The organism is Arthrobacter sp. FB24 (assembly GCF_000196235.1).
Taxonomy (GTDB): Bacteria; Actinomycetota; Actinomycetes; order Actinomycetales; family Micrococcaceae; genus Arthrobacter.
Genome location: NC_008541.1, coordinates 806,255 through 831,916 on the forward strand (window position 1 = coordinate 806,255; position 25,662 = coordinate 831,916).

The following is a 25,662-nucleotide window of genomic DNA, read 5'->3' on the forward strand; positions in this document are numbered from 1 at the left end:
GCATGCCGGCATTCCTCCCGCCCTGCCCCCTCCCGCACCACGACGGTTCGCCGCTTCATGTGCCTCGGCGCGCCGGCCTCGGCGATGATGCCGGGCTCTGCGTGCGGATACCCGCGGCATGGGGCCGTGCCGCCCGGGTCTGGGTGCGGTCGGTCCAGGACGGTGAACCCCGGTACGACGCCGCGCGCAGCCTGGGGGAGCTTGACGGCTGGGTTTGGTGGGAAGCGGAAATGACCGTCACCAACCCGGTGGCCCGGTACCGCTTCCTGCTGGAAGTCGCGGATAGCGAGCACGACGGCGGTACTCCCGGCAGCGGACAGACGGGTAGTGGACATGGGGGCAGCACCCCGGGGTACTGGAGCCTCAACGCCCAGGGCCTGTTCCGCCGCGACGTCTCCGACTACGCGGACTTCCGCCTGACCACCTTCCCGGCAGCGCCGCAGTGGCTGCGCCGGGGAACGATGTACCAGGTGTTTCCGGACCGCTTCGCGCGCTCCGCCGACGCCGGTTCGCGTCCGGTGCCTGACTGGGCCATACCGTCCGCATGGGACCACACGCCCGTGGAGGGAACCGGACCGGCCACGCCGTTCCAGTTCTACGGCGGCGACCTCAACGGGGTGGCCGAAAAACTGGACCATATCCAGCAACTCGGCGCCGACGTCATCTACCTGACACCCTTCTTCCCGGCACGCTCCAATCACCGCTACGATGCCTCCACCTTCAACGCAGTGGATCCGCTCCTGGGCGGCGATGATGCCCTCGTGACGCTGGTGGAAGCGGCCCATGCCCGCGGGATCAAAGTGATGGGCGACCTCACGGCCAACCATTCGGGCGATGCCCACGAGTGGTTCCGGCAGGCGCTGGCCGATCCCGCATCCGCCGAGGCCGGCTACTACTACTTCACAGGGACCGGGAAACAAGGCGCCACCGAAGCGGGTGCCAGGGCCTACGAATCCTGGTACGGCGTCGCCTCGCTGCCCAAGCTCAACTGGTCTTCAGGGGGCCTGACGGACAAGTTCGTCCTGGACGATGACTCGCCGGTGGCGCGCTGGCTCAGGCCCCCGTTCAACCTGGACGGCTGGCGGATCGACGTCGGCAACATGACCGGCCGGCTGGGCGCCACGGACCTCAACCGGGAGGTGGCCTGCCTGATCGCGGACCGGGTCAGGGACATCAACCCGGAAGCCGCACTGCTGGCCGAAGCCACCAACGATGCCGCGCCGGACTTCACCGGCGAACACTGGCACGGGGCCATGACCTACGCCAACTTCACCCGCCCGCTGTGGTCCTGGCTGGCAGGGGACGCCGCGCACGTCAATTTTTTCGGCACCCCCCTTGCGGGCCCCAACCGGATGGGAGCCGAGGACTTCCTCGCCACCCACCTGGACCTGGCATCGGCCTTCAGCTGGGATCTCCGGCTGCAGAACATGAACGCCTTGAACAGCCACGACACCGCCCGTGCAGCCACGGTGATGATCGACGGCGGGCAGCTGCTTGGGGCCGTCATGATGTTCACGATTCCCGGTGTCCCGGTGGTCTTCGCCGGAGACGAGTTTGGCCTCAAGGGGTACAACGGCGAAGACTCCAGGACGCCGATGCCGTGGAACGACCCTTCCCGGATTGGGGCGGACCTCCGTGCCAGCTATTCGGCCATGGCAGCCCTGCGGCGGAAGCAGCCGGCGCTCACCGGAGGCGGAATCCGCTGGTTGCATGCCGACGGCGACGCGCTCGCCTATATCCGCGAGACAGCAGAGAGCGCGGTCCTGGTGTTCGTGGCCCGCGCACCCGCCCGGGCCGACCTCGCGGCCGGCGCACTGTCTCCGGCCCAGTTCTCCGCCCTCGCGGCAGATCCCGCATTCTGCACGGCCGACGTCCGGACCGATGCGGCGGCCCGGAGTGCCGGCACCCGGATCAGCGCGGGCCAAGCAGCGGCCGCGGTGTGGATACTTCCCGGAACCCGGACACCGTAAGCCGCAGCAGTCGCGGGCAGTGCTGCCGGGACGCCGGGTTCGGCCGTCTAGACTGAAGGCCGGATTCGACGGACCTGGAGGCCGCATGAGCAACATTGCTGACGAGCTCAAAACCATCCTGGAGCCCGGCAAGCTGGCCATGGACGACCTGACCCTGGCGGCCTACGCCGTGGATCAGGCCCCCGTGCTCGACTACCAGCTGCCGCTTGCTGTGGTGAGGGCCGAAACGGTGGCGGATGTCCAGGCCGTGGTCAGTGCGTGCGCCAAGCACGGCGTGCCCATTGTTGCCCGTGGCGCCGGTACCGGCGTGTCCGGCGGTGCCCACGCCAGCCAGGGGTGCATCGTGCTGAGCCTTGAACGGATGAACCGCATCCTGGACCTGAACCCGGACGACGAGACCGCCGTCGTCGAACCCGGCGTTATCAATGCCGACCTCAACGACGCCGCCGCCGTCCACGGGCTGATGTACGCCCCAGACCCTGCGAGCTTCCGGATGTCCACCATCGGGGGCAATGTTGCAACCAACGCCGGCGGCCTGCGCTGCGCAAAATACGGTGTTACCCGTGATTCGGTCCTTGCCCTCGACGTGGTGCTGGCGGACGGTTCCCTGATCCACACCGGGCACCAGACGTTCAAGGGGGTTGCCGGCTACGACCTGACCGGACTGTTCGTCGGATCGGAGGGAACGCTCGGAATCGTGGTGGGGGCAACAGTGCGGCTGAAGTACCTGCCCCGCGAAGTCCACACCATCGCCGCGTTCTACCCGGACTTCCGCAGCGCCGCGGCGGGCGTCCTGGCCGTGGGCAAGGCCCGCGTCCAGCCCGCCATCATGGAACTGCTCGACGGCGGTTCGCTGCATCAGCTCGACGAAATCCACGGCTCGGACCTGAGCTCGCGGGGAGCCTCGCTCCTGCTGATCCAGACGGACGGCTTCGGAGCGGCCGCGGAGGCTGAGGTGGTCCGCGAGGTCCTTGCAGCCGGCGGAGCAACAGTGACCACCGAGGCCAGCGCGGAAGCCGAACAGCTGGTGGAGCTGCGGCGCAACAGCCGCGGCGTCGAAGTGGACGACGAATACAGGGTGGGGGAGGACGTGGCCGTGCCACGCTCGCGGCTGGTGGATTACATCGGCGAACTTGAAGCCATGGCTGTGGCCCACGGCGTGCAGCTCAAGGTCGTGGCCCACGCAGGGGACGGCAACCTGCATCCCACCTTCTGGGTGGACCGCCTGGACAACCAGGTGGACGCCGATGCCATGCAGCGGCTGGGCGAGGCCCTGGACAGGTCAATCACCGTGGCTCTGGCCATGGGTGGGACCATTACCGGCGAGCACGGGATCGGGCAGTACAAACTGCGGTGGCTGGGCCTGGAACAGCCCGAACCCGTACGGGAGCTGCAGCGCCGGATCAAGCACCTCTTTGATCCGGCCGGCATCCTGAACCCCGGAAAGGCGATCTAGCTAGTCGTCGGAGTCTGGGTATTCGTCGATGTCTTCATCGCCGTACCGGGACTGCTCGGTTTCCACCTCGAGGATCTTGAGCAGTTCGGTGTCCGGGTTGAGCATGATTGCTGCCTCGTCGCGGCGGTGCCGGAGGATGGAATCGATGTACGACTGCACGGCCTCGGCGAGCGGGATGTGCCGTTCCTGCTTCTCGGACATGTACCAGCGGTGTTCCAGCACTTCGTGGACAGCCTCCGCCGGTTCGAGTTTGCCGGAGAGGTCGCGCGGAATCGAACGGACGATGGGCTCGAAGATCTGGCTGACCCACAGATGGGCGCTGTATTCCTCATCCATGGCGGGGTTGTTGTCCGCACGGAAAGAGTCCATGTCGTTGAGCAGGCGGCGGGCCTGGTTCTCCTGGGCGTCCAGTCCTGTGAGCCGCAACAGCCTGCGCTGGTGGTGGCCCGCGTCCACCACCTTGGGCTGGAGCTGGATGGTGGAGCCGTTCTGGGTAGTCTTGATCGCGTATTCCTCAACGTCGAACCCCAGTTCGTTGAGTTTCCGGATCCGGGCGGCCACGCGCCAGCGTTCGCCGATCTCGAAGGACTCCTTCTCCGTCAGCTCGGTCCAGAGCCGCCGGTAGCTGTCCATGATGAGTTCGCTGGTGGCCACCGGGTCCACCTTCTCCTCGATCAGGCCGCCGTCCAGCAGATCCATCAGCTCCCCGGCGATGTTGACCCGGGCAATCTCAAGATCGTACTCGCGCTGGCCGGTGGAAAGGTCCGGATACAGCTCGCCGGTCTCGGCGTCCACCAGGTAGGCGGCGAAAGCGCCGGCGTCGCGGCGGAAGAGGGTGTTGGAGAGTGAGACGTCGCCCCAGTAGAAACCGATGAGGTGCAGCCGCACCATCAGCAGCGCCTGCGCATCGATCAGGCGCGTCAGGGTGTCCTTGCGCAGCATCTGGGAGAAGAGCGCCCGGTAGGGCATGGAGAACTTCAGGTGCCGCGTGACCAGCACCGGGTTCAGCGGCCTGCCGTCCGGTGTGGTGCGCCCGGTGATCACGGCCACCGGCTCGACGCAGGGCACGTCCAGGCGCGCCAGCTTGCGGAGCATGTGGTACTCGTGCCGGGCCACGTGTTCGGACGTTTCCTTGATGGCGATCACGGAACCGCCCAAGTGGGCGAACCGCACGATGTGCCGGGAAATACCGCGGGGAAGGGCTGCAAGGTATTCAGCCGGCCAGTCCTCCAGCGCAACGTGCCATGGCAGGTCCAGGAGCCCGGGATCAGCAGAGGCGGCGGTGATGCTCAGGTTGCTGGAGACGTTGGAATTCTTGTCGTCGTTGGCGCTGGCCGCTTCAAACCGAGGCAGTTTGCCGATCTGGCCGTAGTCGGTGGGTTCGTCGTGCCATTGGGCGTTGCTTTCCTCGGTCATGAGCCAATTCTTCCGTACGTAGGGGCAGGCCGCCTAAACAAAGTCAGGAAACCGCGCTTAAATCACGACGGCGGCCCGTCCTGTGAGGAGGGGCCGCCGTCGGTCAGTGCTGCTAGGTGCCGGTCAGTTGTTGGCTGCTGCTGCAACCACCTGATTCAGCTCCGCAACCGGTAACTAGTCGCCGAGGCGCAGGCCGGTCTTGGTGTCGAACAGGTGCACATGTCCGGACTGCGGGCGAACGTAGATGGACTCGCCCTTCATCGGGGGGCGGCGGCCGTCGACGCGTGCCACGATGTCGTGGCTCTTGCCGTCCAGCGTGGTGTGGCCGTAGACGTAGGCATCGGCGCCGAGTTCTTCGACGACGTCAACCTCAACCTGGAGGCCTTCGCCTGCGGCGACCTGCTCGAGGTCCTCCGGGCGTGAACCCAGGGTGACGGTGCGGCCGTGTGCCTCTTCGAGGACATCGCGGGGAACCGGGTACACGGTTCCGCCGAACTGGACGCCGCCGTCGACGACGGGGAGTTCCAGCAGGTTCATGGCCGGGGAGCCGATGAAGCCGGCGACGAAGACGTTCTTGGGCTTGTCGTAGAGGTTGCGCGGGGTGTCGACCTGCATCAGCAGGCCGTCCTTCAGCACAGCCACACGGTCACCCATGGTCATGGCCTCGACCTGGTCGTGGGTCACGTAGACGGTGGTGACGCCCAGGCGGCGGGTCAGGGACGCGATCTGCGTACGGGTCTGGACACGGAGCTTGGCGTCAAGGTTTGAAAGCGGCTCGTCCATGAGGAAGACCTGCGGGTTACGCACGATGGCGCGGCCCATGGCAACACGCTGGCGCTGACCGCCGGAGAGTGCCTTCGGCTTGCGGTCCAGGTACGGTTCGAGGTCAAGAAGCTTGGCTGCTTCGCGGACACGCTCGGCGCGCTCTTCCTTGCTGACGCCGGCGATTTTCAGCGCGAAGCCCATGTTGTCCGCAACAGTCATGTGCGGGTACAGGGCGTAGTTCTGGAAGACCATCGCAATGTCGCGGTCCTTCGGCGGAACATCGGTGACGTCGCGGTCACCAATGAGGATGCGGCCTGCGTTGACATCCTCAAGGCCCGCGAGCATACGCAGGGAGGTGGACTTGCCGCAGCCGGAGGGTCCAACGAGGACCAGGAATTCGCCATCGGCGATGTCGATGTTGAGCTTATCGACGGCGGGCTTATCAGTGCCCGGGTACAGACGTGTTGCGTTATCAAAAGTAACTGTTGCCACAGTTATCAATCCCTTCACCGGCAGGTACGTGCCGGACGATCCGTTGTGAATGGTTCATGTTTATTCAGTTGTCCACGGTTTTCCAGCCGTGTACTCCCCGGCCGAAGCCGAGGAGTATCGCGTGACGCCGCACGGTGTCTGTGCGCCACATCACAAACAGAGTATGTCAGATTTTATGCATTTGGGTGCAAATGTTACGGGCGTCACATGTGAGATTCGTAACCGGCGACCGGCCGGCCCGCGAGTCTACGCGGATTTACGGGGCTTCACCGACAGCGAGGCTCCGTTCCCGAAGCAGCGTTTCCAGCAGTTCGGCGATGTGCACGGGCGCTTCGACGCGGAACTGCGCCTGGGTGAAGTCCAGCCCCACTTTCACGCCCACGTCGCCGGGATACAGCCGTCCCAACGCATCCTCGTCGGTGGTGTCGTCGCCGGCGAAAACCACTGCCGTGGCGTCGGTCGCCTGGCGGAGGAACGCCATGCCTTCGCCTTTGGAAGCGTGCACCACGGACGTTTCCAGCACCCGGTTGCCGTTCTTCAGGTACACGTCGGGCAGGCCCTGCAGGGCTGCGCGTGCAGCAGCGACGGCGTCCTCGGCCACGTCGTCGGCAGCCAGGCGGGTGTGGAGCACAACGCCCGCGGGTTTGTCTTCCAGCAATGTGCCCGGCGCCTGCTCCACGATTTCCTCAAGGATGCGCCGGACGTCTGCCAGGAGGGTCAGCTGGTCGGGGTCAAGCGTCAGCTCCGACGAACCCGGTCCCAGCCAGGCTTCGGCCCCGTGGCTGCCGATGAGAAGGGTCTCCGGGGGCGGCGAGGCGACCGCCCGGAGGCTTTTCAGTGCCCGGCCCGAGATGAGTGCCGTCGTCGTGCGCGGTAGCGCGGCGAGGGCGGCGAAGGCTGCGGCGGACCGGGGGAGCGGGCGGGCGTCAGCTGCGTGGTCAACAAGCGGCGAGATTGTTCCGTCAAAATCCATGGCCACCAGGAGGTGCTCCGTGGCGGCAACCTTCTTGAGTGCCGCCAGGAGTTCCGGCTGAAGCGTGAGGGGGGCCTTGCCCGGGGCTGCATCAGGTGTCATCGCGGACCACTTTCTCTTTAAGCGCTGCAAGGAAGTCCGCCGACCAGTGGTCGACGTCGTGGTCCAGGATCTGCTTTCGCATGGACCGCATCCGGCGGGCTGCCTCGGCCGGCTGCATGTCGACGGCCCTCATGATGGTGTCCTTGAGTCCGTCGATGTCGTGCGGGTTCATCAGCAGCGCCTGCTTGAGCTGGTCGGCGGCGCCGGCGAATTCGCTCAGCACCAGCGCGCCGTCGTTGTTGGTGCGCGCGGTCACGTATTCCTTGGCAACCAGGTTCATCCCGTCCCGCAGTGCCGTGACCAGCATGACGTCGGCCGCAAGGTACAGCGCCACCATTTCGTCGATGGGGTAGCTGTGGTGCAGGTACCGGACGGCGGTGTTCTGCATGGTGTCGTAGGTGCCGTTGATGTGGCCCACGGTGCCCTCCACCTCTTCGCGGAGGAGGCGGTACTGCTCCACTCGCTCCCGGCTCGGGCTCGCCACCTGGATCAGTGCCGCGTCCTCCACGGTGACCTTTCCGTCCGCCAGCAGTTCCTCGTAGGCCTTGAGCCGGTGGCGGATGCCCTTGGTGTAGTCGAGGCGGTCGACGCCCAGGAGGATGGTCTTGGGATTGCCCAGGTCCCGGCGGATCTGCCGGGCGCGTTCGATGATTTCGGGCTTGCGGGCCAGCTCGCTGATCTGCTTGACGTCGATCGAGATGGGGAATGCCTGCGCGCGGGCAATGTGGGTGGTTTGTCCGTCAGGGCCCTTGACATGCACCTGCTGCTGCTTGACGCTGGCGCCCAGGAAACGCCGGGCGGAGCGCATGAAGTTGCCGGCATCGCTGGGGCGCTGGAAGCCCACCAGGTCGGCGCCGAGGAGTCCGTCAATGATGGCCCGGCGCCACGGGAGCTGGGCGAAGATTTCCGGCGGGGGGAAGGGGATGTGGTTGAAGAACCCGATTTTGAGGTCCGGGCGTGCTTCGCGGAGCATCTTGGGAACCAGCTGCAGCTGGTAGTCCTGCACCCAGACCGTGGCTCCGTGGTCGGCGTGGCGCACGACGGCGTCGGCGAACCGCCGGTTGACCTTGCGGTATGAATCCCACCAGGTCCGGTGGAATTCCGGCGGCGCGATGACGTCGTGGTAGAGCGGCCAAAGAGTGGCGTTGGAAAAGCCCTCATAGAAAAGTTCGACGTCGTCCGTGCTCAGCTGCACCGGGACCAGGTCCATGCCGCCGTGGCTGAACGGCTTGACGGTTTCATCCGGGGCGCCGTGCCAGCCCACCCATGCGCCGTCGGTTTTGGTCATCATCGGGGCCAAAGCGGTCACCAGGCCACCGGGCGAGCGGCGCCAGCCGTCCTCGCACCCCCTGTCCTCCGGGGCGCAGCGGTCAACCGGAAGACGGTTGGACACCACCATGAAGTCATAGAGCGCGTCAGCCGCGTGGCTGCCGCCGCGCGCGGGTTTTCCTTCGGCGCTTGCTTCGGATTTTTCACGGTGCGTAGTCTGCATTGGTGCCCCTTGGGTAGCTAATGGCTCGAAGTCAACCCTAGTCGGCTGGAATCTTCCGGGCTATTCATCCGTTGGGCAAAGCGACAGAAACTTGAAGGCGCAAGCTCTCAGGTTTCTCCCCTAAACTGACAAAGTTGCCACTGATGTGGTCCGCACCTGGCCGATCGACCCGAGGAACTGATGAGCGCCGCAAACGAACCCCGCAAGTCCAAAGCAGAACGCACTGCCGAGGCCCGCGAGAAAGCCCGTGAGATCCGTGAGGCGCAGCTGAAGAAGGACAAGCGCAACAAGCTCCTTATCGGTTGGGGCATTGTGGTGGCTGTCGTGGCCATCCTCGCGATCGTTGCCCTGGTAGTCAGTTCCAACATCAGGAACAACGCTCCGGTTGCGGACGAAGGCCCCACCCCGGCCAATGGCAACATCCATGGCGGTGTGACGCTGTTGGCCAACTCCGAGGTAGTGAAGTCCGATCCCGCCACTGTCAACGTGAAGGACGTTCCGAGCAAGCCGGAAACGCCTCCGGCGGAAGTAAAGGCTCCCGGCGCCGAGGCGGAAGCCGGCAAGCCCGTGAAGGTGGTCGTCTACATCGACTTCATCTGCCCCGTCTGCAAACGGTTCGAAACCACCTATAACGAACAGTTGACCAGCCTCCGCAACGAAGGCAAGATCTCGCTGGAATACCGTCCGCTCGGTTTCCTGGACCAGCAGTCCACCACCAACTACTCCTCCCGCGCGGCCAACGCAGCCGCCTGCGTGGTCAATGAATCCCCGGAAAAGTACTCTGACTTCCTCAACGCGCTCTTCGATAAGCAGCCCGCAGAAGGCAGCGCGGGCCTGTCGGACAACGACCTGAAGAAGCTGGCCACGGATGTCGGCGCCAAGAGCATCGATTCTTGTGTGGATGAGAAGAAATACCGGCCCTATGTCAAGGTGGCCACCCAGGAGGCTGCGGCAGTCGGTGTGACCGGTACTCCGACTGCTTTCGTGGACGGCAAGCAGTGGGGCAAGGGCGACTCAGCCAAAACCGACCTGATCCCGTTCATCCAGGCCGCAATCGACGCCAAGGGCTAACAACCACCCCTCACGCATCAGCCCAGTGGCCCGGTTCCGGAACCATCCGGCACCGGGCCACTGCCGTTTTTACCAGGGGGCGTCCTTGGGCTAACCTTATCTAGCACTGCACCCAGTGCCGCCGTTGCGCCTGATCCGTCAGGCAGAAACAGGCACGCCTCCTTAGCTCAGTTGGCCAGAGCACCGCTCTTGTAAAGCGGGGGTCGTCGGTTCGAATCCGACAGGGGGCTCCACCCTTAGGAGTGCCGGGAAGAGCCGGCCTTCGAATTCCAGGCCCCGGGCCGTTCGGCCCTTGGCTGTTCAGTTCACACCGCGGAACCTTGGCGTATGAACCAAGAGAAAAACGGGATCCGGCTGGTTCAGCGCCCCGAGCAGCCCACCGCCGTCGTCCGCGAAAAAGTGCCCATGAACGCCCTGCCGGAATTCTTCGGCCGTGCTTACGGCGCCGTCATGGCCGCAGTCCAGAACCAGGCCGTGCAGATTGCCGGCCCGCCTTTTGGCCGGTATCTGAGCATGCCCACAGACACTGTTGATGTCGAGGCAGGCTTTCCGGTGGCGGCGCCCTTCCCCGGGGCAGAAGGAGTGGCGCCCGGTATCCTGCCGGCGTGCCAGGCCTTCGAAGCCACACACACCGGACCGTACGACACGTTGAGTGCAACGTATGATGCCATCCAGGAGCGGATGAAGGAAGAAGGGTTCACCCCGGCCGACTCAATGTGGGAATACTACTTGAGCGACCCCGCCGCGGAGCCCGATCCGGCCACCTGGAAAACCCTGGTTGTTTGGCCTGTGGCATAGGGTCCGTTCCGTGCGGTAGGTGTGCGCCGGCTAGTCCTCGGCGTCGATCGTCTCGAGCAGGTCCTTGGCGGCTTTGGCGATGTCATCGTGGTCGTGTTGCGCAGCCCGGCTTTCCAGGGAAATGACCGCGCAGCGGTGGACCTTCTTGAAATCCCCGAAAGGAAAGCTCACGCTGCCTTTGGTTCCTTCCGACTCGTCAGGGTCCAGGCCCAGGTGCCACTTGGAGAATTCCGGAAAGCCGTGCTTTTCGATATAGGCATTTTCCTGGTCCGTCGACGGTGCGTGCTCGCTCCAGTCGTCCCGGGTGTCACGGACAACCTTTCCGTCTTTCACGAGGCTGCGCGCGTGTTCGAGCGCCTTCTTGTTCAGTTTCGTGGCCATGACATACCTCCGGGGGGTCGCGGATCTGTGTGCGTAAAGGCTAGATCCAAGGTGTGCGGACCGCCAGAGGCGGATCGCTCCGAAAAAGTAACGCCGTGGAGACTGCGGCGAAACCTGCCCACAATATGGGGCGCCTACTTTGGGCCTATGACTACACGCCTGCTCACCAGAATCGCCTCGTGGTTCGAGGCCAGTCCCATGCCGGCCGCCGCATCCTCCGCGGGCGGTGCCTGGGAACAAGGGAACGCCGCCATCGCCGATGTCACCAGATGGGGCTGGCTGCCGGCGCTGAGCGGAGTGTCGATTGCCGCCGACCACGCGGCGACGGCGCACCGGGAAACGGCTGCCGCGGCCAGCAAGGGATAACCGCCAGCCTGCTGCTCGGAAGCCTGGTCGTTGCTGTCCGGCCAAGTAATTTGTCGGGTTGAACACACTTTTCTTCAACTACCGGCATAATGACCTAAACTGCTTCACTGAGGTGCCTGAAATGGCGCTGAGCAGCAACGAAAGCGAACCCCCCAAATGGCTACCGATTACGACGCCCCACGCAAGACAGAAGAAGAGTCTCCGGCTGAATCCCTGGAGGCCCTTCAGGCGTCCCGCGGCGGCGGAGCCCAGACAGCCGTTATCGATGTTGATGAGAACGATACGGCCGAGGGCATCGACCTCCCCGGAGCGGATCTTTCCGGCGAGGAACTTACGGTAACTGTTGTTCCCGAGCAGTCCGACGAATTCACTTGTTCCTCCTGCTTCCTGGTCCGCCACCGGTCCCAGGTTGCGCGCGAAAAGAACGGCATGAAGTACTGCCGCGACTGCGAAGGCTAAGCAGCTCCCGGCGCGCACCACAATTCACAAGCACGGCATCACGAGGCGCCGGCAGCCCGCAAGGGCTGCCGGCGCCTGCGCTGTTTCACCAGCGCCTCCCAGGGGCCGCCGTCGTTATCCGATGTCACGGAACCGCGTCCAAAAGCGACCCGGACGGAACCGGAATGGCGGCAATGGCGCAGCTGGTTGGCCGTCCCGTGACCTGCCCGGGGGGAGGCTAACGGTTGGGCGCCGAAGGCATTTCGGCCCTCGTTTTCGCCTGTCAGGGCTCCTACGCTTGAGATATCTCATCACTTCCAAGGGTGGCTGAAATGAAGAAGTTTCAAGTGTGGCTGGCGGCAATCCTGATGGCAACGGGACTGGGCCTGGTGGCACCTGCGCCGGCGTCCGCCTCCTATTGCGGACTGGTGTGGGGTTCGCTGGCGAAGTCCGAGGCGGCCATGAGCACCGCGAAGGTCACCAACGTGCGCACCGGGCAGCACTACTGCTTCGACCGCCTGGTGGTAGACCTCAACGGTCCGGTGGAGGGCTACACGGTCAGGTATGTCCCCACTGTGGTGCAGGACGGTTCGGGCTTGCCGGTTCCGCTTAGGGGCCGGGCGTTCCTGCAGATCACTGTCAATGCTCCCGCCTATGACGACGGCGGAAACTCCACCTTCAATCCGGCCGACCGGAATGAACTGTCCAACGTTGGCGGCTACCAGACCTTCCGCCAGGTGGCCTGGGCCGGGAGCTTTGAAGGATATTCAACCATCGGCCTTGGCGTCCGCGGACGCCTTCCCTTCCGGGTGTTCAGCCTGGACGGACCCGGGACCGGATCCCGTCTGGTCATTGACGTGGCCCATTACTGGTGACCTGCCGGAACTCCCTGACCGGCCTTACTCGGGAACCACCAGGGCAGGGGTGTCCTTGCGGATCGTTTCGCCGCGGAAGAACCCGGGATTCAGCCTGGCCATGAGCAGCATGAACACCGCTCCCAGCGCGAGGATTCCCACGCCGAGGACGAAGACCAGTCCCACGCCGAAGATCTCCGATCCACTGCCGAACTCCGGCGCCAGGCTGTCCGCGGCAGTCTGCAGGAACACCACCAGCAGGCCAAGCCCGCCGAGCAGCGGGCAGAGCAGCCGCAGGATGAAGTTGCGGACGCTGCTGAAGACGGTGTTGCGGAAGTACCATGCGCACGCGAACGCCGTCAGCCCGTAGTAGAAGCAGATCATCAGCCCGAGGGCCAGGATGGTGTCGTTCAGGACGTTTTCGCTGACCACATGCATCACTGCGTAGAACCCTGCGGAGAGGACACCCGCTGCGATCGTTGCGAAGCCCGGCGTCGCAAACTTCTTGCTCATGTGGCTAAAGGGCTTTGGCAGGGCCCCGTAGTGGGCCATGGCCAGCAGGCTCCGCGACGGGGAGGTAAACGTGGACTGCAGCGAAGCTGCCGAGCTGGACAGAACCGCCAGCGACATAAGGATGGCGAAAGGGCCCATGACGGGGGACGCCAGCGCGGTGAAGATGTTTGCGTGGTTTTCTTCGTTGTTCAGTCCGACGCCCTCCGTACCCACACCGGCGAACATCATGGTGGCGATACTGACCAGGAGGTAGATGCCCAGGACTACGACGGCGGTAAGGGTGCCGGCGATGCCCGCTGTCTTTTTGCCATTGGCCGTTTCCTCGTTCACGGTGAGGCAGACGTCCCAGCCCCAGTACACGAAGATGGACAGCGAAATGCCGGCGGCAATCTGGCCGAAAGTCTCGATTTTGGTGACGTCAAACCATTCCCAGCTGAACGGGATGGAGGTTTCCGAGGAAGACCAGTTGGCAAAGGCCATGGCCACGAACAGCCCGAGCACAAGCAGCTGGAAACCCACCAGGCCGTACTGGACGATCTTGGTGGTATGCAGGCCGCGGTAGCTGACCCAAACGGCCAGCGCCACAAACACGACGCAGGTCGCGACGTTCAGCACCTTGTCGGCGGCCAGGTCTGCGAGCTCCGGCACGCCCGTGAGCTGGGCGAGGAACAAATAGAAGAAGTCCACCGCCACCGCGGCCAGGTTTGATAGCACGATGATGTTCGCGGCGAGGAGCCCCCAGCCTCCCATCCATCCCACCCACGGGCCGAAGGCTTTGGTGACCCAGGTGAAAGTGGTGCCGCTGTCCGGCGAATCGGCGTTGAGTTCCCGGTAGGCCAGGGACACCAGAATCATGGGGATGAAGCCGATGAGGAAGATGACGGGCAACTGCAGCCCGGCCTCGTTCACGGTGGGTCCAAGGGCGCTGGTGAGCGTGTAGGCCGGTGCAATGGTGGAAATGCCGAGGACGACGACGGCGAGGAGGCCCAGCTGCCCGCCCTTCAGTCCCTTTCCGGTAATGCCGTGCGGGGTGCCGGGTGCGTCAGTGCCTGCTAATGCCGTGCCGGCTGCGCCGGCCGGGGAGCTGGGGCGGATGGTTTGGGTCATGTCAGGCCCTTTCTGGGTGGTCCGTACGTTCTAGGAGGCAGCGGGTTGCTGCTGGGTGATGCAGTGGATGCCGCCGCCCCTGGCGAACAGTTCGCGGGCGTCGATGCCCACGACGCGGCGGCCGGGGTAGGCATCGGCGAGGATCCGGAGGGCCTTTTCGTCGTTGGGGTCGCCGAAGGTGCAGGCAATCACACCGCCGTTGACCACGAGGTGGTTGATGTAGCTGTAGTCCACGAAGCCCTCCGGGTCACTGAGTGCCACGGGAGCGGGGACTTCGATGATGTTCCACTCTCGGCCGGCTGCGTCCCGCGTGGCCGAGAGGAAATTGATGATTTCGCGGCTGACCTCGAAATCGGGATGTTCCGGGTCCTGCTGGGAATGCACCAGCAGTGTGCCGGGGGACGGGATGGCGGCCACGATGTCCACGTGGCCCCGGGTGCCGAACCGCTCTGAGTCCCGGGTCAGGCCGCGCGGAAGCCAGATGACATGGGTGGCGCCGATGGTCCGGGCGAGCTCTGCTTCCACCTCGGCCTTGGACAGTCCGGGGTTGCGTCCCGGGTCCAGCTGCACCGTCTCTGTCACCAGCACGGTTCCCTCGCCGTCCACCTGGATGCCGCCGCCTTCATTGACGAGCGCGGAGGCTATGTGCCGGGCGCCGGACCGGCCGGCGACTTCCGCCCCGATCAGCGAGTCTTTGTCCCAGCGGGCCCATTCCTGCCCGCCCCAGCCGTTGAACACCCAGTCGACGGCGCCGAGACGCCCGTCGCCGTCGAGGACGAAGGTGGGGCCGATGTCCCGCATCCACGCATCGTTCAAGTCCGCGGTGAGCACCTCGACGGCGGGATCCAGGTAGCGCGCGGCGGTCAGGACGTCGTCGGGGGTGACCACCATGGTGACCGGCTCGAATTCGACGGCGGCATTGGCGACGGCCGCCCAGACTGTCCGCGCGGCGTGTGCCTCTTCGGCGGTGTCGCCGAGGGTGTAGCCGCCGGTAGGGAACGCCATCCAGATGCGCTCCTGCGGAGCCGTCTCGGCGGGCATGCGCCAGGGGCTCACGCGGTCACCTCGTGGTAGGTCGGTGCTTCGCCGCCGAGGGGCTGGTCGCGCCGTACGGGGTCGGTCAGCCGGGCGTAGGTGTCCGGACGGCGGGTGGCCAGGAACGGGAACAGCGTGAGCCAGTCCCTGCGCTGGTCCAGGTCCAGGTCGGCGACAAGGACGGCGGATTCGTCGCGTGGAGCCTGCGCCAGGATCCGGCCGTAGGGGTCCGAGATGAAGGAGGAACCGTAGAAGTTCAGCGTCCCCTCACTTCCCCAGCGGTTCGGCGCCACCATGAACAGGCCGTTGGCGATGCCGTTGCCGACGATCACCTGCTGCCAGAGTGGCTGGGTGTCGAAGTCCGGGTGGTCGGGTTCCGAGCCGATGGCCGTGGGATAGACCAGGATTTCCGCGCCACCCAGGGAATACAGGCGCGCGAGTTCCGGGAACCATTCGTCCCAGCAGGTGGGCATGCCCAGCCGGGCGCCGCCCAGTTCGGCGGGGGAGTGGACCTCGTAGGCGTCCTCCACGGCCGGGCCCGGGCGGAAGAACTTGTCCTCGTAGTAGCCTGCGGTCACCGGGATGTGAAGCTTATGCGTGCGCGCCAGCAGTTCGCCCTCGGGGGACACCAGGACGGACGTGTTCAGTCCCAGGCCGTCGTCCGAACCGTCCGGGTTCTCCGCCCGCTGGTACAGGGAGGCGTGGACGGTGATACCGTGCCGGCGGGCGGCCCCGGCGGCGAACCGGAACGTGGGGCCGGTCAGCAGGTCCTCGGCGAGGTCCGAGGGGCGCGGACGGGCGGCCCACGGACGGGATGTGTCGTTGTCGGGGAGCGTATCCGCCGGGTAGCGGGACAAAGTGAGTTCCGGCAGGAAGACGACGGTGGCTCCCAGCCGGGCGGCGCGTTCAATGCCCTCATCAAGTTCGGCGCTGAGTGCCGCGGCGTCGGCGTGCCAGCGGTGCTGGACTACCGCGATCCTCAGGGCGGGGCGGGCAGAGGGCCGCGTCCGTGCCAGGGAAGCGGGCGGTTCAAGGCAAGTGATTTCAATCATGGTGAATACTCCAGTGAGACGGTCGTCACTAAATGAATGACGTTCATTTAGTATTCACGTGGAGGGGTCCCTTGGCAAGGGAAAAATGAAGAATAGTCATTTTGTTAAGCCGCCCGCGAGATTCGGTGGCGCCGCTGTGGCGGCTGGGATAGTTTCGGATTACCCGAGAAACCGCTGACACCAGGAGGATCAATGAAGGCATCACCGACGCTGACGAATAATCTGCAGGCTGTGCTCGCGGACCTGATTGAACTGCACATCCAGGGCAAGCAGGCCCACTGGAACATCGTGGGAACGAACTTCCGCGACCTCCACCTGCAGCTGGATGAAATCATCGACGCCGCCCGTAACTTCGCGGATGACATGGCGGAGCGCATGCGTGCACTCCATGCCCTGCCGGACGGCCGCAGTGCCACGGTCGCCGAGACCACGAGCCTTGCGCAGTTCCCGCAGGGGCTGATCAGCACCAAGGACGCCGTAGACCGCATCGTCGCGGCCCTCGAAGCGGCTGTCGGCACCATGCGTAAGGTCCACGATGAAGTCGACGAGGAAGACCCCACGACGGCGGACCTGCTTCATGAGTTCATCGCCAAGCTCGAGCAGTACGCCTGGATGGTGGGCGCGGAGAACATGAAGGCCTCCGCCAGCGTGACCACCCCCGACAGTAAGTAAGACCGCATTACGTCAGCCCGGCACCGGATGATTCCGGTGCCGGGCTTTCTGTTTGGCGGGTGCGGGCGGAGGATGGCGGCCCGCCGGCGCTAAGTGGCCTTGGGCACTCCGCGGAGAACGACGGCGACGAGCGTTGCCGCTCCCGCCATCAGTACCAGCCCGATGGAGGCCGTCACATGGACGCCCGATTCAAACGCGACCCGGGCGGCGGACGTCAGGGCGTCCGCCAGCGGTGCGGGGAGCGAATGGGCGAGTTCCATGGCCCCGGCCAAGGTTTCCCGGGCCTGGGTGATCCCCTGCGCGGCGCCGGCAGGGCCGACGGCTGCGATGCCCTCCGGCAGGACCAGGTTCCGCTGGTAGGACGCCGTCAGGATCGAGCCGAGGACGGCCGTTCCGAGCAGTGAGCCAATCTCGTAACCGGTCTCCGAAATGGCCGCTGCCGCACCCGACTTCTCCGGCGGGACCGACCCCAGTATCAGGTCGTTGGAAATCGTTTCGGCTGCTCCCACGCCGAGGGCCAGGACCAGGAGTGCGCCCAGCAGGATGGCCGGACCGCCCGAGTGGTCCCCGAAGGCCACCATGAAGTAGCCGGTGGCGCTTAGGGAAAGACCTCCGGCCACCACAAAGCCTGGCCTTATTTTCCGCACCAGCGGGACCACCACCAGGCCTGCAACCACAGTGGCAACCAGCGCCGGGATCATGGCAATTCCGGCCTCCGTGGGCTGCTGGCCCTCCAGCAGCTGGAGGTGCTGGGCAAGGAACAGGATGAAGCCGTTGAAGGAAAAAAGCGCCAGGACATTGGCCGTGATGGCCGTGCTGAAGATCCTGTTTCCAAAGAGGCTGATGTCCAGTAGGGGGCTGGGCAGCCTCTTCTGGCGCCGGATGAAGGCGTAGCCCATGAGGAGTCCGAAACCGATGGCCGCCGCCGCCGGGCCGAAGCCCTCCGTTGCCAGCGACTTGATGCCGTAGACCAAGGGAACCATTGTCACCAGGGAGAGGGCGATGCTGGCGGCATCAACGGCTCCCGGGCTGGGGTCCCTGGATTCGGGAATCAGGGCCGGACCAAGCAGCAGGATAGGCAGCATGATGGGCACGGCCACCAGCAGGATTGCGCCCCACCAGTAGTGCTCCACGAGCCAGCCGCCGAAGATCGGCCCCAGCGCGGCACCACCCGAGAACCCTGCTGCCCAAATTGCGATAGCCAGACGGCGCCGGTTGGGGTCCGGAAAGATGTTCCGGATCAGGGACAAGGTGGAAGGCATGAGCATCGCACCGAAAAATCCAAGCGCTGCGCGGCCGGCAATGAGCCATTCCGCGCTGGGGGCGAATGCCGTTGCTGCGGAGACGGCGGCAAAACCGGTGCTGCCGATTAGCAGGAGCCGGCGGCGGCCGATCCTGTCGCCGAAACTGCCCATGGCGACCAGGAGGCCGGCCAGGACCAGGGGGTAGGCGTCGATAATCCACAGCAGCTGAACGCCGGTGGGGTCGAGGCTGCTGGCGATGGCGGGCAGTGCGAACGTCAGTGCGGTGTTGTCCACGGCGACCAGCAGAACCGGGAACATCAAAAGCGCGAGGGCCAGCCAGTCGCGACCCGGCCTGGGGCCGGGGGCGCGGCTGCCGATAGCGGCGGGCGCTGCGGAAGTGAGGCGCTGCGTGGCCGGCGTCGAAGGTGACTGCGAGTTTCCCATGAAGATAACTGTACCGTCTGGACGGTATAGTTAAGAAACGAGCCCGGACCACCGGGCATGATAGGAACCATGGCCAGAAAACCCGTTGCCCGCGAGGCTGTGCTCGACGCCTTTGAATCCCTGCTGATCGAGGTGGGTGAACGCGCCGCGACGCTGGATGCCGTGGCCCGGCGAGCAGGGGTTTCCAAGGGGGGTCTCCTGTATCACTTCCCGAATAAGGAAGCCATGATTTCTGCCCTGCTGGAGCGCATGGACCGGCTGGTCGCCGGGGATTTGGACGCCATGGCCAAAGCTCCGGAAGGCGCCGCGGTCTACTTCATCAAGTCCTCCCTCTGGGCGGACACTCCGCTGGACCGGGTTTTTGTGGCTGCCACCCGGCTTGCCGAAGTAGCGCACAAGGAGACGCTGCACCGCTTCGCGGCCGTCCAGGGGAGCTGGCTGGAACTGCTGGCCGGGGACGTTGGTCCGGCCATGGCCAAGGCCGTGCTGTACATGGGTGACGGCCTCTACTTCAATGCCATGCTGGCCAGCGGCCCCGGCGCCGCCCCGCCCGAAATGAGCGGCGACGTCGACAGCCTGCTGGCGGCCGTCGAACGGCTTCGCGGCTGACAGCGCCACGAGGGCGTGGGTCTGCCTTCCGGGACCGCCGCGATTCGGGCCGTAACGCGCCGTCGGACTGGCTGCGGAGTTTGCAGACTGGACCTGCGCGTAGGACAATTGACGCTGTGACTGTTGTCACCGCTAACTAAATATGCCTTTGATCTGCGGCGGGAGAGTTCTGCAAGTAGGTACAAGCAGGCGCCGTAGGAGCAAACCCTCCCCAGGAATCTCTCAGGCCCATGTACCGCCGCGGCAAGGCAACTCTGGAAAGCAGCATGCTGTCCGTTTGTGTCCCAACCCAGTTGGGGGCAAACCAGGACACGCCATGCTCACCGACGGTGCAAGCGGAGCTGTGCGAGAGCACGGTCCTGCGGAAACTCTCAGGTCCAATACAGAGCGGGGAGGAACCCGGACCACTGCGGCGTACCCTGCGCCGCCATTAGTAATGGAGTTCCTTCGTGACGGTTAGTTCAGCCTCCACCACCTTCGTCGACCGGCATATTGGCGCCCGCCGCCAGGCCGACATCGACACCATGCTCAAGTCCGTCGGCTACGACACCGTGGACTCGCTGGTAGACACCGCGGTCCCCAAAGACATCCGCCAGGAAGTCGCCCTGACTTTGCAGGACGCCCTGAGCGAGGTCGAAGTACTGGCCGAGCTGCGCAAGCTGGCTGCCAAGAACAAGACGGCCGTACAGATGATCGGCCAGGGTTACTACGACACGGTGACCCCGGCGGTGATCCGCCGCAACATCCTCGAGTCCCCGGCCTGGTACACCGCCTACACCCCCTACCAGCCGGAAATTTCCCAGGGACGCCTTGAGGCACTCCTGAACTTCCAGACCATGGTCCAGGACCTCGTGGGCCTGCCCATCGCCAACGCCTCCCTCCTGGACGAAGCCACCGCCGTGGCTGAAGCAGTCCTGATGATGCGGCGTGCCAACAAGAACAAGGCCGCCCATGACGGCAAGACGGTCCTGGACGCCGATGTCCTGCCGCAGACCATCGCCATCGTCAAGGGCCGTGCCGAGGCGCTCGGCTTCGAGGTTGAGGTGGCGGATCTCTCCAAGGGGCTTCCCGACGGCGACATCAACGGCATCGTGCTGCAGCAGCCGGGCGTGTCCGGCCGGGTGTTCGACCACGCCGCCGTCATCGCCGCCGCCAAGGAACGCGGCGCACTGGTCACTGTGGCGGCCGACCTGCTCTCACTGACCCTGATCACCCCTCCGGGTGAGCAGGGTGCGGACATCGCCGTCGGCTCCACCCAGCGCCTGGGTGTGCCGCTGTTCTTCGGCGGTCCGCACGCCGCCTATATGGCCGTCCAGAAGGGCCTTGAGCGTTCCATGCCCGGCCGCCTGGTGGGTGTGTCCAAGGACAACGCAGGCACCCCGGCCTACCGCCTTGCCCTGCAGACCCGCGAGCAGCACATCCGCCGCGAAAAGGCCACGTCCAACATCTGCACCGCACAGGCGCTGCTGGCCATCGTCTCGTCGATGTACGCCGTGTACCACGGCCCTGACGGACTGAAGTCCATCGCCGAGACCATCCACAAGAACGCCCGCACCCTGGCGGCATCCCTGCAGGGCGCGGGCCTCGAGATCCTGCACGGCAGCTTCTTCGATACCATCACCGTCCGCGTCCCGGGCAAAGCAGCTGACATCGTCGCCGCAGCCGAAGCCAAAGGCATCAACCTGCGCGGCATCGATGCCGACACCGTCGGCATCTCCGCTGACGAAACCACGACGCCGGAAACCGTCGCCGCCGTTGCCGCCGTTTTCGGCGCCGAGGTTGCCTCCGACGACGCAGGCTTCGCCCTCGACGCCGCCGTCGAACGTTCCTCGGACTACCTGCAGCACCCGGTCTTCAACACGCACCGCTCCGAAACCCAGCTGCTGCGCTACATCCGCAAGCTCTCGGACCGCGACCTCGCCCTGGACCGCACCATGATCCCGCTGGGGTCATGCACCATGAAGCTGAACGCCACCGCCGAGATGGAAGCCATCTCCTGGCCGGAGTTCGCCTCCATCCACCCCTTCGCCCCGGACTCCCAGACCGAAGGCTGGCGTGAGCTGATCGACGGCCTGGAAGCGGACCTCGCGGAGATCACAGGCTACGACCAGGTTTCCATCCAGCCGAACGCAGGCTCCCAGGGCGAGCTCGCGGGCCTGCTGGCGATCCGCGGCTACCACCTGTCCCGCGGTGATGACCAGCGCAACGTCTGCCTGATCCCCGCCTCGGCGCACGGTACCAACGCCGCGTCCGCCGTCCTGGCCGGCATGAAGGTGGTCGTCGTGGCCACCGCCGCTGACGGCACGATCGACCACGCCGACTTCCAGGCGAAGATCGAAACCCACAAAGACGTCCTGTCCGCGATCATGATCACGTACCCGTCAACGCACGGCGTATACGACGCCGACGTCCGCGAAATCTGCGACTCGGTGCACGCAGCAGGCGGGCAGGTCTACGTTGACGGCGCCAACCTGAACGCCCTGGTGGGCCTGGCGCAGCCGGGCAAGTTCGGCGGCGACGTGTCCCACCTGAACCTCCACAAGACCTTCTGCATCCCGCACGGCGGCGGCGGACCGGGCGTCGGCCCGGTTGCGGCCAAGGCCCACCTTGCGCCGTTCATGCCGGGCGATGCCAACAAGGCAGCCCACGAGGACGGGCACGGCGTTGCGATCTCCGCTTCCCGCTTCGGCTCCGCCGGGGTGCTGCCGATCTCCTGGGCCTACGTAAAGCTGATGGGCGGCGCCGGCCTGACCGAAGCCACCAAGTCGGCCCTGCTGGCGGCGAACTACATCGCCTCCCGCCTGAACGAGTTCTTCCCGGTGCTGTACACCGGCGAAGGCGGACTCGTGGCGCACGAGTGCATCCTGGACCTGCGCGCCCTGACTGCCAAGACGGGAGTCACCGCGGAAGACGTGGCGAAGCGCCTCATCGACTTCGGCTTCCACGCCCCCACACTGGCATTCCCGGTTGCCGGCACGCTCATGGTGGAGCCCACTGAGTCCGAGGACCTCGTGGAGATTGACCGCTTCATCGATGCCATGATCACCATCCGCCAGGAAATCGACCAGGTGGCCAACGGCGACTTCACGGTGGAGAACTCCCCGCTGCGCAACGCACCGCACACCGCGGCCGCCGTCGTCTCCTCCGACTGGAACCGCGAGTACCCGCGTGAGCAGGCCGCCTTCCCCGTCCATCACCTCAAGCAGGACAAGTACTTCCCGCCCGTGGGCCGCATCGACGGAGCTGCAGGGGACCGCAACCTGATCTGCTCCTGCCCGCCCATCGAAGACTTCGAAAACTAAGGATTCCCCCGATGACTGAGAACTACACCGCGCTCTATGAAGAGCACAAGAAGCTCGGCGCGTCCTTCACCGATTTCGGGGGCTGGCAGATGCCCCTGAAGTACTCCTCCGAACTGGCCGAGCACCACGCCGTCCGCAAGGCCGCCGGCCTGTTCGACCTCTCCCACATGGGCGAAGTCTGGGTCACCGGCCCGGACGCCGCAGCCTTCCTGGACTACGCCCTGGTCGGCAAAATTTCCGCCATGTCCGTGGGCAAGGCCAAGTACTCGCTGATCTGCCAGGAAGACGGCGGCATCATCGACGACCTCATCGTTTACCGCCGCCCGGCGGCGGACGCCGCAGGAAACGGCACGGACAAGTTCCTGGTGGTGCCCAACGCCGGCAACGCCGTTGTGGTCGCCGCCGCCCTCGCCGAACGGGCAGCAAAGTTCGACGTCGTGGTGGACGACGCCTCCGCCCGCACCTCGCTGATCGCCGTCCAGGGTCCCAAGGCCGAAGCCATCCTGCTTCGCCTGGTTCCGGCGGCACAGCACGAGCTGGTCACCGGACTGAAGTACTACGCCGCCGTCGAAGTTCCCTTCCTGGTGGCCGGCGCCACCAAGGACCTCCTGCTGGCCCGGACCGGCTACACCGGTGAGGACGGCTTCGAGATCTTCGTGGACAACGACGACGCCGCAGCCCTGTGGCAGGCCATCGGGGCCGTCGCCGAGGAGGGCGAGCTTGTCCCCGCCGGCCTGGCATGCCGCGACTCGTTGCGCCTGGAAGCCGGAATGCCGCTCTTCGGCAACGAGCTCTCCCGCGAAGGCAACCCCTACGCAGCGGGCCTCGGTCCGGTAGTCTCACTCGCCAAGGAGGGCGACTTCGTGGGCCGCGCGGCGCTTGAAGCCCTCAAGGCCGGCGGCGCGGGCGCCACTAGCGGCCGCAAGCTGGTGGGCCTCAAGGGCCTGGGCCGGCGCGCCGGGCGCAGCCACTACCCGGTCCTCAAGGACGGCGCAGTTGTCGGCGAAGTGACCTCCGGCCAGCCGAGCCCCACGCTGGGCTACCCCGTGGCTCTGGCCTATGTCGACGTCGAATTCTCCGAGGTGGGTACCGCCCTGGACATCGACCTGCGCGGCAAGGCGGAGCCGTTCGAAGTCGTCGCACTGCCTTTCTACAAGCGCCAAAAGTAGCCCATAGGCTGTCAGCAGTTCCCGGCTCCGGGACCGGCTGGCCCCGTTTTCACGCGTGCTGCTCCTTTGTCGCTTTGACACACGCTGCCGGATCCCGGCCCCAACGCTCTCTCACTTCCTGCAGCGTTTGGGCCAACGCTCTCTCACTTTTCGCAAACCAAACTGAAGGAAAAACACATGGCAAAAGTTGCCGCTGAACTGCAGTACTCCGACGAGCACGAGTGGGTGGCCCGTGAGGCCGGCAACCTGGTGTCGATCGGCATCTCCGCCGTGGCCACGGATGCCCTCGGCGACATCGTGTACGTTGACCTGCCCGAGGTTGGCTCGACCGTGACCGCAGGGGAGACCTGCGGCGAGGTCGAGTCCACCAAGTCCGTTTCGGACCTGTACTCCCCGGTCACCGGCGAGGTCACGGAAACCAACTCCGCCGTCGTGGACGACCCCGCACTGATCAACAGCGATCCGTACGGTGCCGGCTGGCTCTTCAAGGTGGCTGCGGATTCCGACGGCCCGCTGCTCTCCGCCGAGGAATACGCTTCAAAGAACGGCGGCGAACTGTGAGCGGCGCAACCGCGGCCGCAGGCACAGGCACCGTCGCGTTTGAGCAGGTTGTCTCCCCGTCCCTGGACGCGGACCTGTCCGCGCTGGACCCTGAGATCGCGACGAAGATCGACGACGAACTGGCCCGCCAGCGCACCGGCCTGGAAATGATCGCCTCGGAGAACCACACCGCCAAGGCCGTCATGCAGGCGCAGGGCTCGGTGCTGACCAATAAGTACGCCGAGGGCTACCCGGGCAAGCGCTACTACGGCGGTTGCGAACACGTTGACGTGGTCGAGCAGCTGGCCATCGACCGGGTGAAGGCCCTGTTCGGAGCCGAATACGCCAACGTGCAGCCGCACTCCGGAGCGCAGGCGAACGCCTCGGTGATGCACGCGCTGATCAAGCCGGGCGACACCATCATGGGCCTGAACCTGGCCCACGGCGGCCACCTCACCCACGGCATGCGGATCAACTTCTCCGGTCGTCTGTACAACGTGATCCCGTACCAGGTCCGCGAAGAGGACCACCGGATCGACATGGCCGAGGTGGAGCGCCTGGCCCAGGAGCACAAGCCGCAGCTGATCGTCGCCGGCTGGTCCGCCTACGCCCGCCAGCTGGACTTCGCCGAGTTCCGCCGCATCGCCGACTCCGTTGGCGCCTACCTGATGGTGGACATGGCGCACTTCGCCGGGCTGGTCGCCGCAGGGCTGCACCCGTCACCGGTTCCGCACGCGCACGTCACCACGTCCACCACGCACAAGACCCTCGCAGGGCCCCGCGGCGGCATCATCCTCTCCAACGACGCCGACATCGCCAAGAAGATCAACTCGGCAGTGTTCCCCGGCCAGCAGGGCGGACCCCTGGAACACGTCATCGCCGGCAAGGCCGTGGCGTTCAAGATCGCCGCGTCCCCGGAATTCAAGGAACGCCAGGAACGCGTCCTTGCCGGTGCCCGGATCCTGGCGGACCGCCTGGTCCAGCCGGACGTCACCGCCAAGGGGATCAACGTGATCTCCGGCGGCACCGACGTCCACCTGGTCCTGGTGGACCTGCGCAACTGTGAGTTGGACGGCCAGCAGGCCGAGGACCGCCTCGCGGAAATCGACATCACCGTCAACCGCAACGCCGTGCCGTTCGACCCGAGGCCGCCGATGGTCACCTCGGGTCTGCGTATCGGCACCCCGGCCCTCGCCACCCGCGGTTTCGGCGAAGCCGCCTTCGCCGAGGTTGCGGATATCATCGCTGAGGCGCTAATCGCCGACGCCGGCGCGGACCTCTCCGTCCTGCGCTCCCGGGTGGAGGCCCTCGCCGCCGCCCACCCGCTCTACCCCTCGGTTGCCAACCTCGGCTAGAGCACGTATTACAGAAGTAGAGATCACGACGCGGGCGGCCGCCACA

Annotated in this window: 22 protein-coding genes, 1 tRNA gene and 1 riboswitch; of the genes, 14 read left to right on the forward strand and 9 right to left on the reverse strand. The window is 65.6% G+C overall.

Annotation, left to right across the window (positions count from 1 at the left end; genetic code table 11):
* The first annotated feature begins 2 nt into the window (after positions 1-2).
* Positions 3-1,970 (forward strand): glycoside hydrolase family 13 protein, encoded by a 1,968-nt coding sequence (locus ARTH_RS03835; RefSeq protein ID WP_011690613.1) that lies wholly within the window; start codon positions 3-5, stop codon positions 1,968-1,970.
* 85 nt (positions 1,971-2,055) lie between these two features.
* Positions 2,056-3,426 carry an FAD-binding oxidoreductase gene (locus ARTH_RS03840; protein WP_011690614.1) on the forward strand — a complete coding sequence of 457 codons (1,371 nt, stop codon included), beginning with the start codon at positions 2,056-2,058 and terminating at the stop codon, positions 3,424-3,426.
* On the opposite strand, the gene ARTH_RS03845 is transcribed toward ARTH_RS03840, so the two are convergent.
* From ARTH_RS03845 to ARTH_RS03860, 4 genes are all read right to left on the reverse strand, one after another.
* Positions 3,427-4,842, reverse strand: a complete 1,416-nt coding sequence (locus tag ARTH_RS03845; protein ID WP_011690615.1) for a DUF4032 domain-containing protein — start codon at positions 4,840-4,842, stop codon at positions 3,427-3,429.
* A 174-nt stretch (positions 4,843-5,016) separates the two neighbouring features.
* Complete coding sequence (locus ARTH_RS03850; protein ID WP_043429380.1) at positions 5,017-6,099, reverse strand: ABC transporter ATP-binding protein; 1,083 nt, start codon at positions 6,097-6,099, stop codon at positions 5,017-5,019.
* A gap of 256 nt (positions 6,100-6,355) precedes the next feature.
* Complete coding sequence (gene otsB / locus ARTH_RS03855; RefSeq protein WP_011690617.1) at positions 6,356-7,174, reverse strand: trehalose-phosphatase; 819 nt, start codon at positions 7,172-7,174, stop codon at positions 6,356-6,358.
* Entirely contained in the window at positions 7,164-8,666 is a 1,503-nt protein-coding gene (locus ARTH_RS03860; RefSeq protein ID WP_011690618.1) for an alpha,alpha-trehalose-phosphate synthase (UDP-forming), read from the reverse strand. Before ARTH_RS03860 ends, otsB begins: the two co-directional genes overlap by 11 nt.
* 180 nt (positions 8,667-8,846) lie before the next feature.
* Between ARTH_RS03860 and ARTH_RS03865 the strand changes: the two genes are divergently transcribed.
* From ARTH_RS03865 to ARTH_RS03875, 3 genes are all read left to right on the forward strand, one after another.
* Entirely contained in the window at positions 8,847-9,737 is an 891-nt protein-coding gene (locus tag ARTH_RS03865) for a DsbA family protein (RefSeq protein WP_011690619.1), read from the forward strand.
* Positions 9,738-9,893: 156 nt separating this feature from the next.
* Positions 9,894-9,970 (forward strand) — tRNA-Thr (locus tag ARTH_RS03870).
* A gap of 94 nt (positions 9,971-10,064) precedes the next feature.
* Positions 10,065-10,535, forward strand: coding sequence for a GyrI-like domain-containing protein (locus tag ARTH_RS03875; RefSeq protein ID WP_011690620.1), 471 nt, complete (start codon positions 10,065-10,067; stop codon positions 10,533-10,535).
* A 30-nt stretch (positions 10,536-10,565) separates the two neighbouring features.
* Here ARTH_RS03875 and ARTH_RS03880 read toward each other — a convergent pair whose 3' ends face one another.
* Positions 10,566-10,916, reverse strand: coding sequence for a hypothetical protein (locus ARTH_RS03880; RefSeq protein WP_011690621.1), 351 nt, complete (start codon positions 10,914-10,916; stop codon positions 10,566-10,568).
* 147 nt (positions 10,917-11,063) lie between these two features.
* Here ARTH_RS03880 and ARTH_RS03885 point away from each other — a divergent pair, with 147 nt between their 5' ends.
* The 3 genes from ARTH_RS03885 to ARTH_RS03895 all read left to right on the forward strand — a co-directional run bounded on the left by ARTH_RS03885 (position 11,064) and on the right by ARTH_RS03895 (position 12,595).
* The gene (locus ARTH_RS03885) at positions 11,064-11,282 is read left to right on the forward strand and encodes a hypothetical protein (protein ID WP_043429383.1); all 219 of its coding nucleotides are present in this window, start codon (positions 11,064-11,066) and stop codon (positions 11,280-11,282) included.
* Between the two features lie 156 nt (positions 11,283-11,438).
* Positions 11,439-11,741, forward strand: coding sequence for a DUF4193 domain-containing protein (locus ARTH_RS03890; protein WP_011690622.1), 303 nt, complete (start codon positions 11,439-11,441; stop codon positions 11,739-11,741).
* Positions 11,742-12,052: 311 nt separating this feature from the next.
* A complete protein-coding gene (locus tag ARTH_RS03895; protein WP_011690623.1) occupies positions 12,053-12,595 on the forward strand; it encodes an AMIN-like domain-containing (lipo)protein in 543 nt (180 codons plus the stop codon).
* A 24-nt stretch (positions 12,596-12,619) separates the two neighbouring features.
* On the opposite strand, the gene ARTH_RS03900 is transcribed toward ARTH_RS03895, so the two are convergent.
* Genes ARTH_RS03900 through ARTH_RS03910 form a run of 3 tightly spaced genes read right to left on the reverse strand, consistent with a single transcriptional unit; the run spans position 12,620 to position 16,281 of the window.
* Entirely contained in the window at positions 12,620-14,194 is a 1,575-nt protein-coding gene (locus tag ARTH_RS03900; protein ID WP_011690624.1) for an APC family permease, read from the reverse strand.
* Between the two features lie 30 nt (positions 14,195-14,224).
* Complete coding sequence (locus ARTH_RS03905; protein WP_043429384.1) at positions 14,225-15,250, reverse strand: agmatine deiminase family protein; 1,026 nt, start codon at positions 15,248-15,250, stop codon at positions 14,225-14,227.
* Positions 15,247-16,281 (reverse strand): nitrilase-related carbon-nitrogen hydrolase, encoded by a 1,035-nt coding sequence (locus ARTH_RS03910; RefSeq protein WP_011690626.1) that lies wholly within the window; start codon positions 16,279-16,281, stop codon positions 15,247-15,249. Before ARTH_RS03910 ends, ARTH_RS03905 begins: the two co-directional genes overlap by 4 nt.
* 192 nt (positions 16,282-16,473) lie before the next feature.
* On the opposite strand from ARTH_RS03910, the gene ARTH_RS03915 reads away from it, so the two are divergent.
* Positions 16,474-16,953, forward strand: a complete 480-nt coding sequence (locus ARTH_RS03915; RefSeq protein ID WP_011690627.1) for a Dps family protein — start codon at positions 16,474-16,476, stop codon at positions 16,951-16,953.
* An 89-nt stretch (positions 16,954-17,042) separates the two neighbouring features.
* Here ARTH_RS03915 and ARTH_RS03920 read toward each other — a convergent pair whose 3' ends face one another.
* Positions 17,043-18,641 (reverse strand): MFS transporter, encoded by a 1,599-nt coding sequence (locus tag ARTH_RS03920; RefSeq protein WP_011690628.1) that lies wholly within the window; start codon positions 18,639-18,641, stop codon positions 17,043-17,045.
* Positions 18,642-18,710: 69 nt separating this feature from the next.
* Between ARTH_RS03920 and ARTH_RS03925 the strand changes: the two genes are divergently transcribed.
* The 5 genes from ARTH_RS03925 (at position 18,711) to glyA (ending at position 25,616) form a co-directional block, all read left to right on the forward strand.
* A complete protein-coding gene (locus ARTH_RS03925) occupies positions 18,711-19,250 on the forward strand; it encodes a TetR/AcrR family transcriptional regulator (RefSeq protein ID WP_043429386.1) in 540 nt (179 codons plus the stop codon).
* Between the two features lie 149 nt (positions 19,251-19,399).
* Positions 19,400-19,498: riboswitch (glycine riboswitch) on the forward strand.
* Between the two features lie 201 nt (positions 19,499-19,699).
* Positions 19,700-22,552 carry an aminomethyl-transferring glycine dehydrogenase gene (gcvP, locus tag ARTH_RS03930; protein ID WP_011690630.1) on the forward strand — a complete coding sequence of 951 codons (2,853 nt, stop codon included), beginning with the start codon at positions 19,700-19,702 and terminating at the stop codon, positions 22,550-22,552.
* 11 nt (positions 22,553-22,563) lie between these two features.
* Entirely contained in the window at positions 22,564-23,721 is a 1,158-nt protein-coding gene (gene gcvT / locus ARTH_RS03935; RefSeq protein WP_011690631.1) for a glycine cleavage system aminomethyltransferase GcvT, read from the forward strand.
* Between the two features lie 177 nt (positions 23,722-23,898).
* Positions 23,899-24,282 carry a glycine cleavage system protein GcvH gene (gene gcvH / locus ARTH_RS03940; RefSeq protein WP_011690632.1) on the forward strand — a complete coding sequence of 128 codons (384 nt, stop codon included), beginning with the start codon at positions 23,899-23,901 and terminating at the stop codon, positions 24,280-24,282.
* Positions 24,279-25,616: a serine hydroxymethyltransferase gene (gene glyA, locus ARTH_RS03945; RefSeq protein WP_011690633.1), complete on the forward strand. Its 1,338-nt coding sequence runs from the start codon at positions 24,279-24,281 to the stop codon at positions 25,614-25,616. The genes gcvH and glyA overlap by 4 nt, the downstream gene beginning before the upstream one ends.
* Positions 25,617-25,662: the final 46 nt, after the last annotated feature.

Coding starts and splice junctions, on each gene's coding strand:
- gcvT (WP_011690631.1), top strand. CDS start 22,564: ATGACTGAGAACTACACCGCGCTCTATGAAGAGCACAAGAAGCTCGGC.
- ARTH_RS03865 (WP_011690619.1), top strand. CDS start 8,847: ATGAGCGCCGCAAACGAACCCCGCAAGTCCAAAGCAGAACGCACTGCC.
- gcvH (WP_011690632.1), top strand. CDS start 23,899: ATGGCAAAAGTTGCCGCTGAACTGCAGTACTCCGACGAGCACGAGTGG.
- ARTH_RS03835 (WP_011690613.1), top strand. CDS start 3: ATGCCGGCATTCCTCCCGCCCTGCCCCCTCCCGCACCACGACGGTTCG.
- ARTH_RS03860 (WP_011690618.1), bottom strand. CDS start 8,666: ATGCAGACTACGCACCGTGAAAAATCCGAAGCAAGCGCCGAAGGAAAA.
- ARTH_RS03900 (WP_011690624.1), bottom strand. CDS start 14,194: ATGACCCAAACCATCCGCCCCAGCTCCCCGGCCGGCGCAGCCGGCACG.
- ARTH_RS03895 (WP_011690623.1), top strand. CDS start 12,053: ATGAAGAAGTTTCAAGTGTGGCTGGCGGCAATCCTGATGGCAACGGGA.
- ARTH_RS03875 (WP_011690620.1), top strand. CDS start 10,065: ATGAACCAAGAGAAAAACGGGATCCGGCTGGTTCAGCGCCCCGAGCAG.
- ARTH_RS03885 (WP_043429383.1), top strand. CDS start 11,064: ATGACTACACGCCTGCTCACCAGAATCGCCTCGTGGTTCGAGGCCAGT.
- ARTH_RS03925 (WP_043429386.1), top strand. CDS start 18,711: ATGGCCAGAAAACCCGTTGCCCGCGAGGCTGTGCTCGACGCCTTTGAA.
- ARTH_RS03910 (WP_011690626.1), bottom strand. CDS start 16,281: ATGATTGAAATCACTTGCCTTGAACCGCCCGCTTCCCTGGCACGGACG.
- ARTH_RS03840 (WP_011690614.1), top strand. CDS start 2,056: ATGAGCAACATTGCTGACGAGCTCAAAACCATCCTGGAGCCCGGCAAG.
- ARTH_RS03920 (WP_011690628.1), bottom strand. CDS start 18,641: ATGGGAAACTCGCAGTCACCTTCGACGCCGGCCACGCAGCGCCTCACT.
- ARTH_RS03890 (WP_011690622.1), top strand. CDS start 11,439: ATGGCTACCGATTACGACGCCCCACGCAAGACAGAAGAAGAGTCTCCG.
- ARTH_RS03845 (WP_011690615.1), bottom strand. CDS start 4,842: ATGACCGAGGAAAGCAACGCCCAATGGCACGACGAACCCACCGACTAC.
- ARTH_RS03880 (WP_011690621.1), bottom strand. CDS start 10,916: ATGGCCACGAAACTGAACAAGAAGGCGCTCGAACACGCGCGCAGCCTC.
- otsB (WP_011690617.1), bottom strand. CDS start 7,174: ATGACACCTGATGCAGCCCCGGGCAAGGCCCCCCTCACGCTTCAGCCG.
- ARTH_RS03915 (WP_011690627.1), top strand. CDS start 16,474: ATGAAGGCATCACCGACGCTGACGAATAATCTGCAGGCTGTGCTCGCG.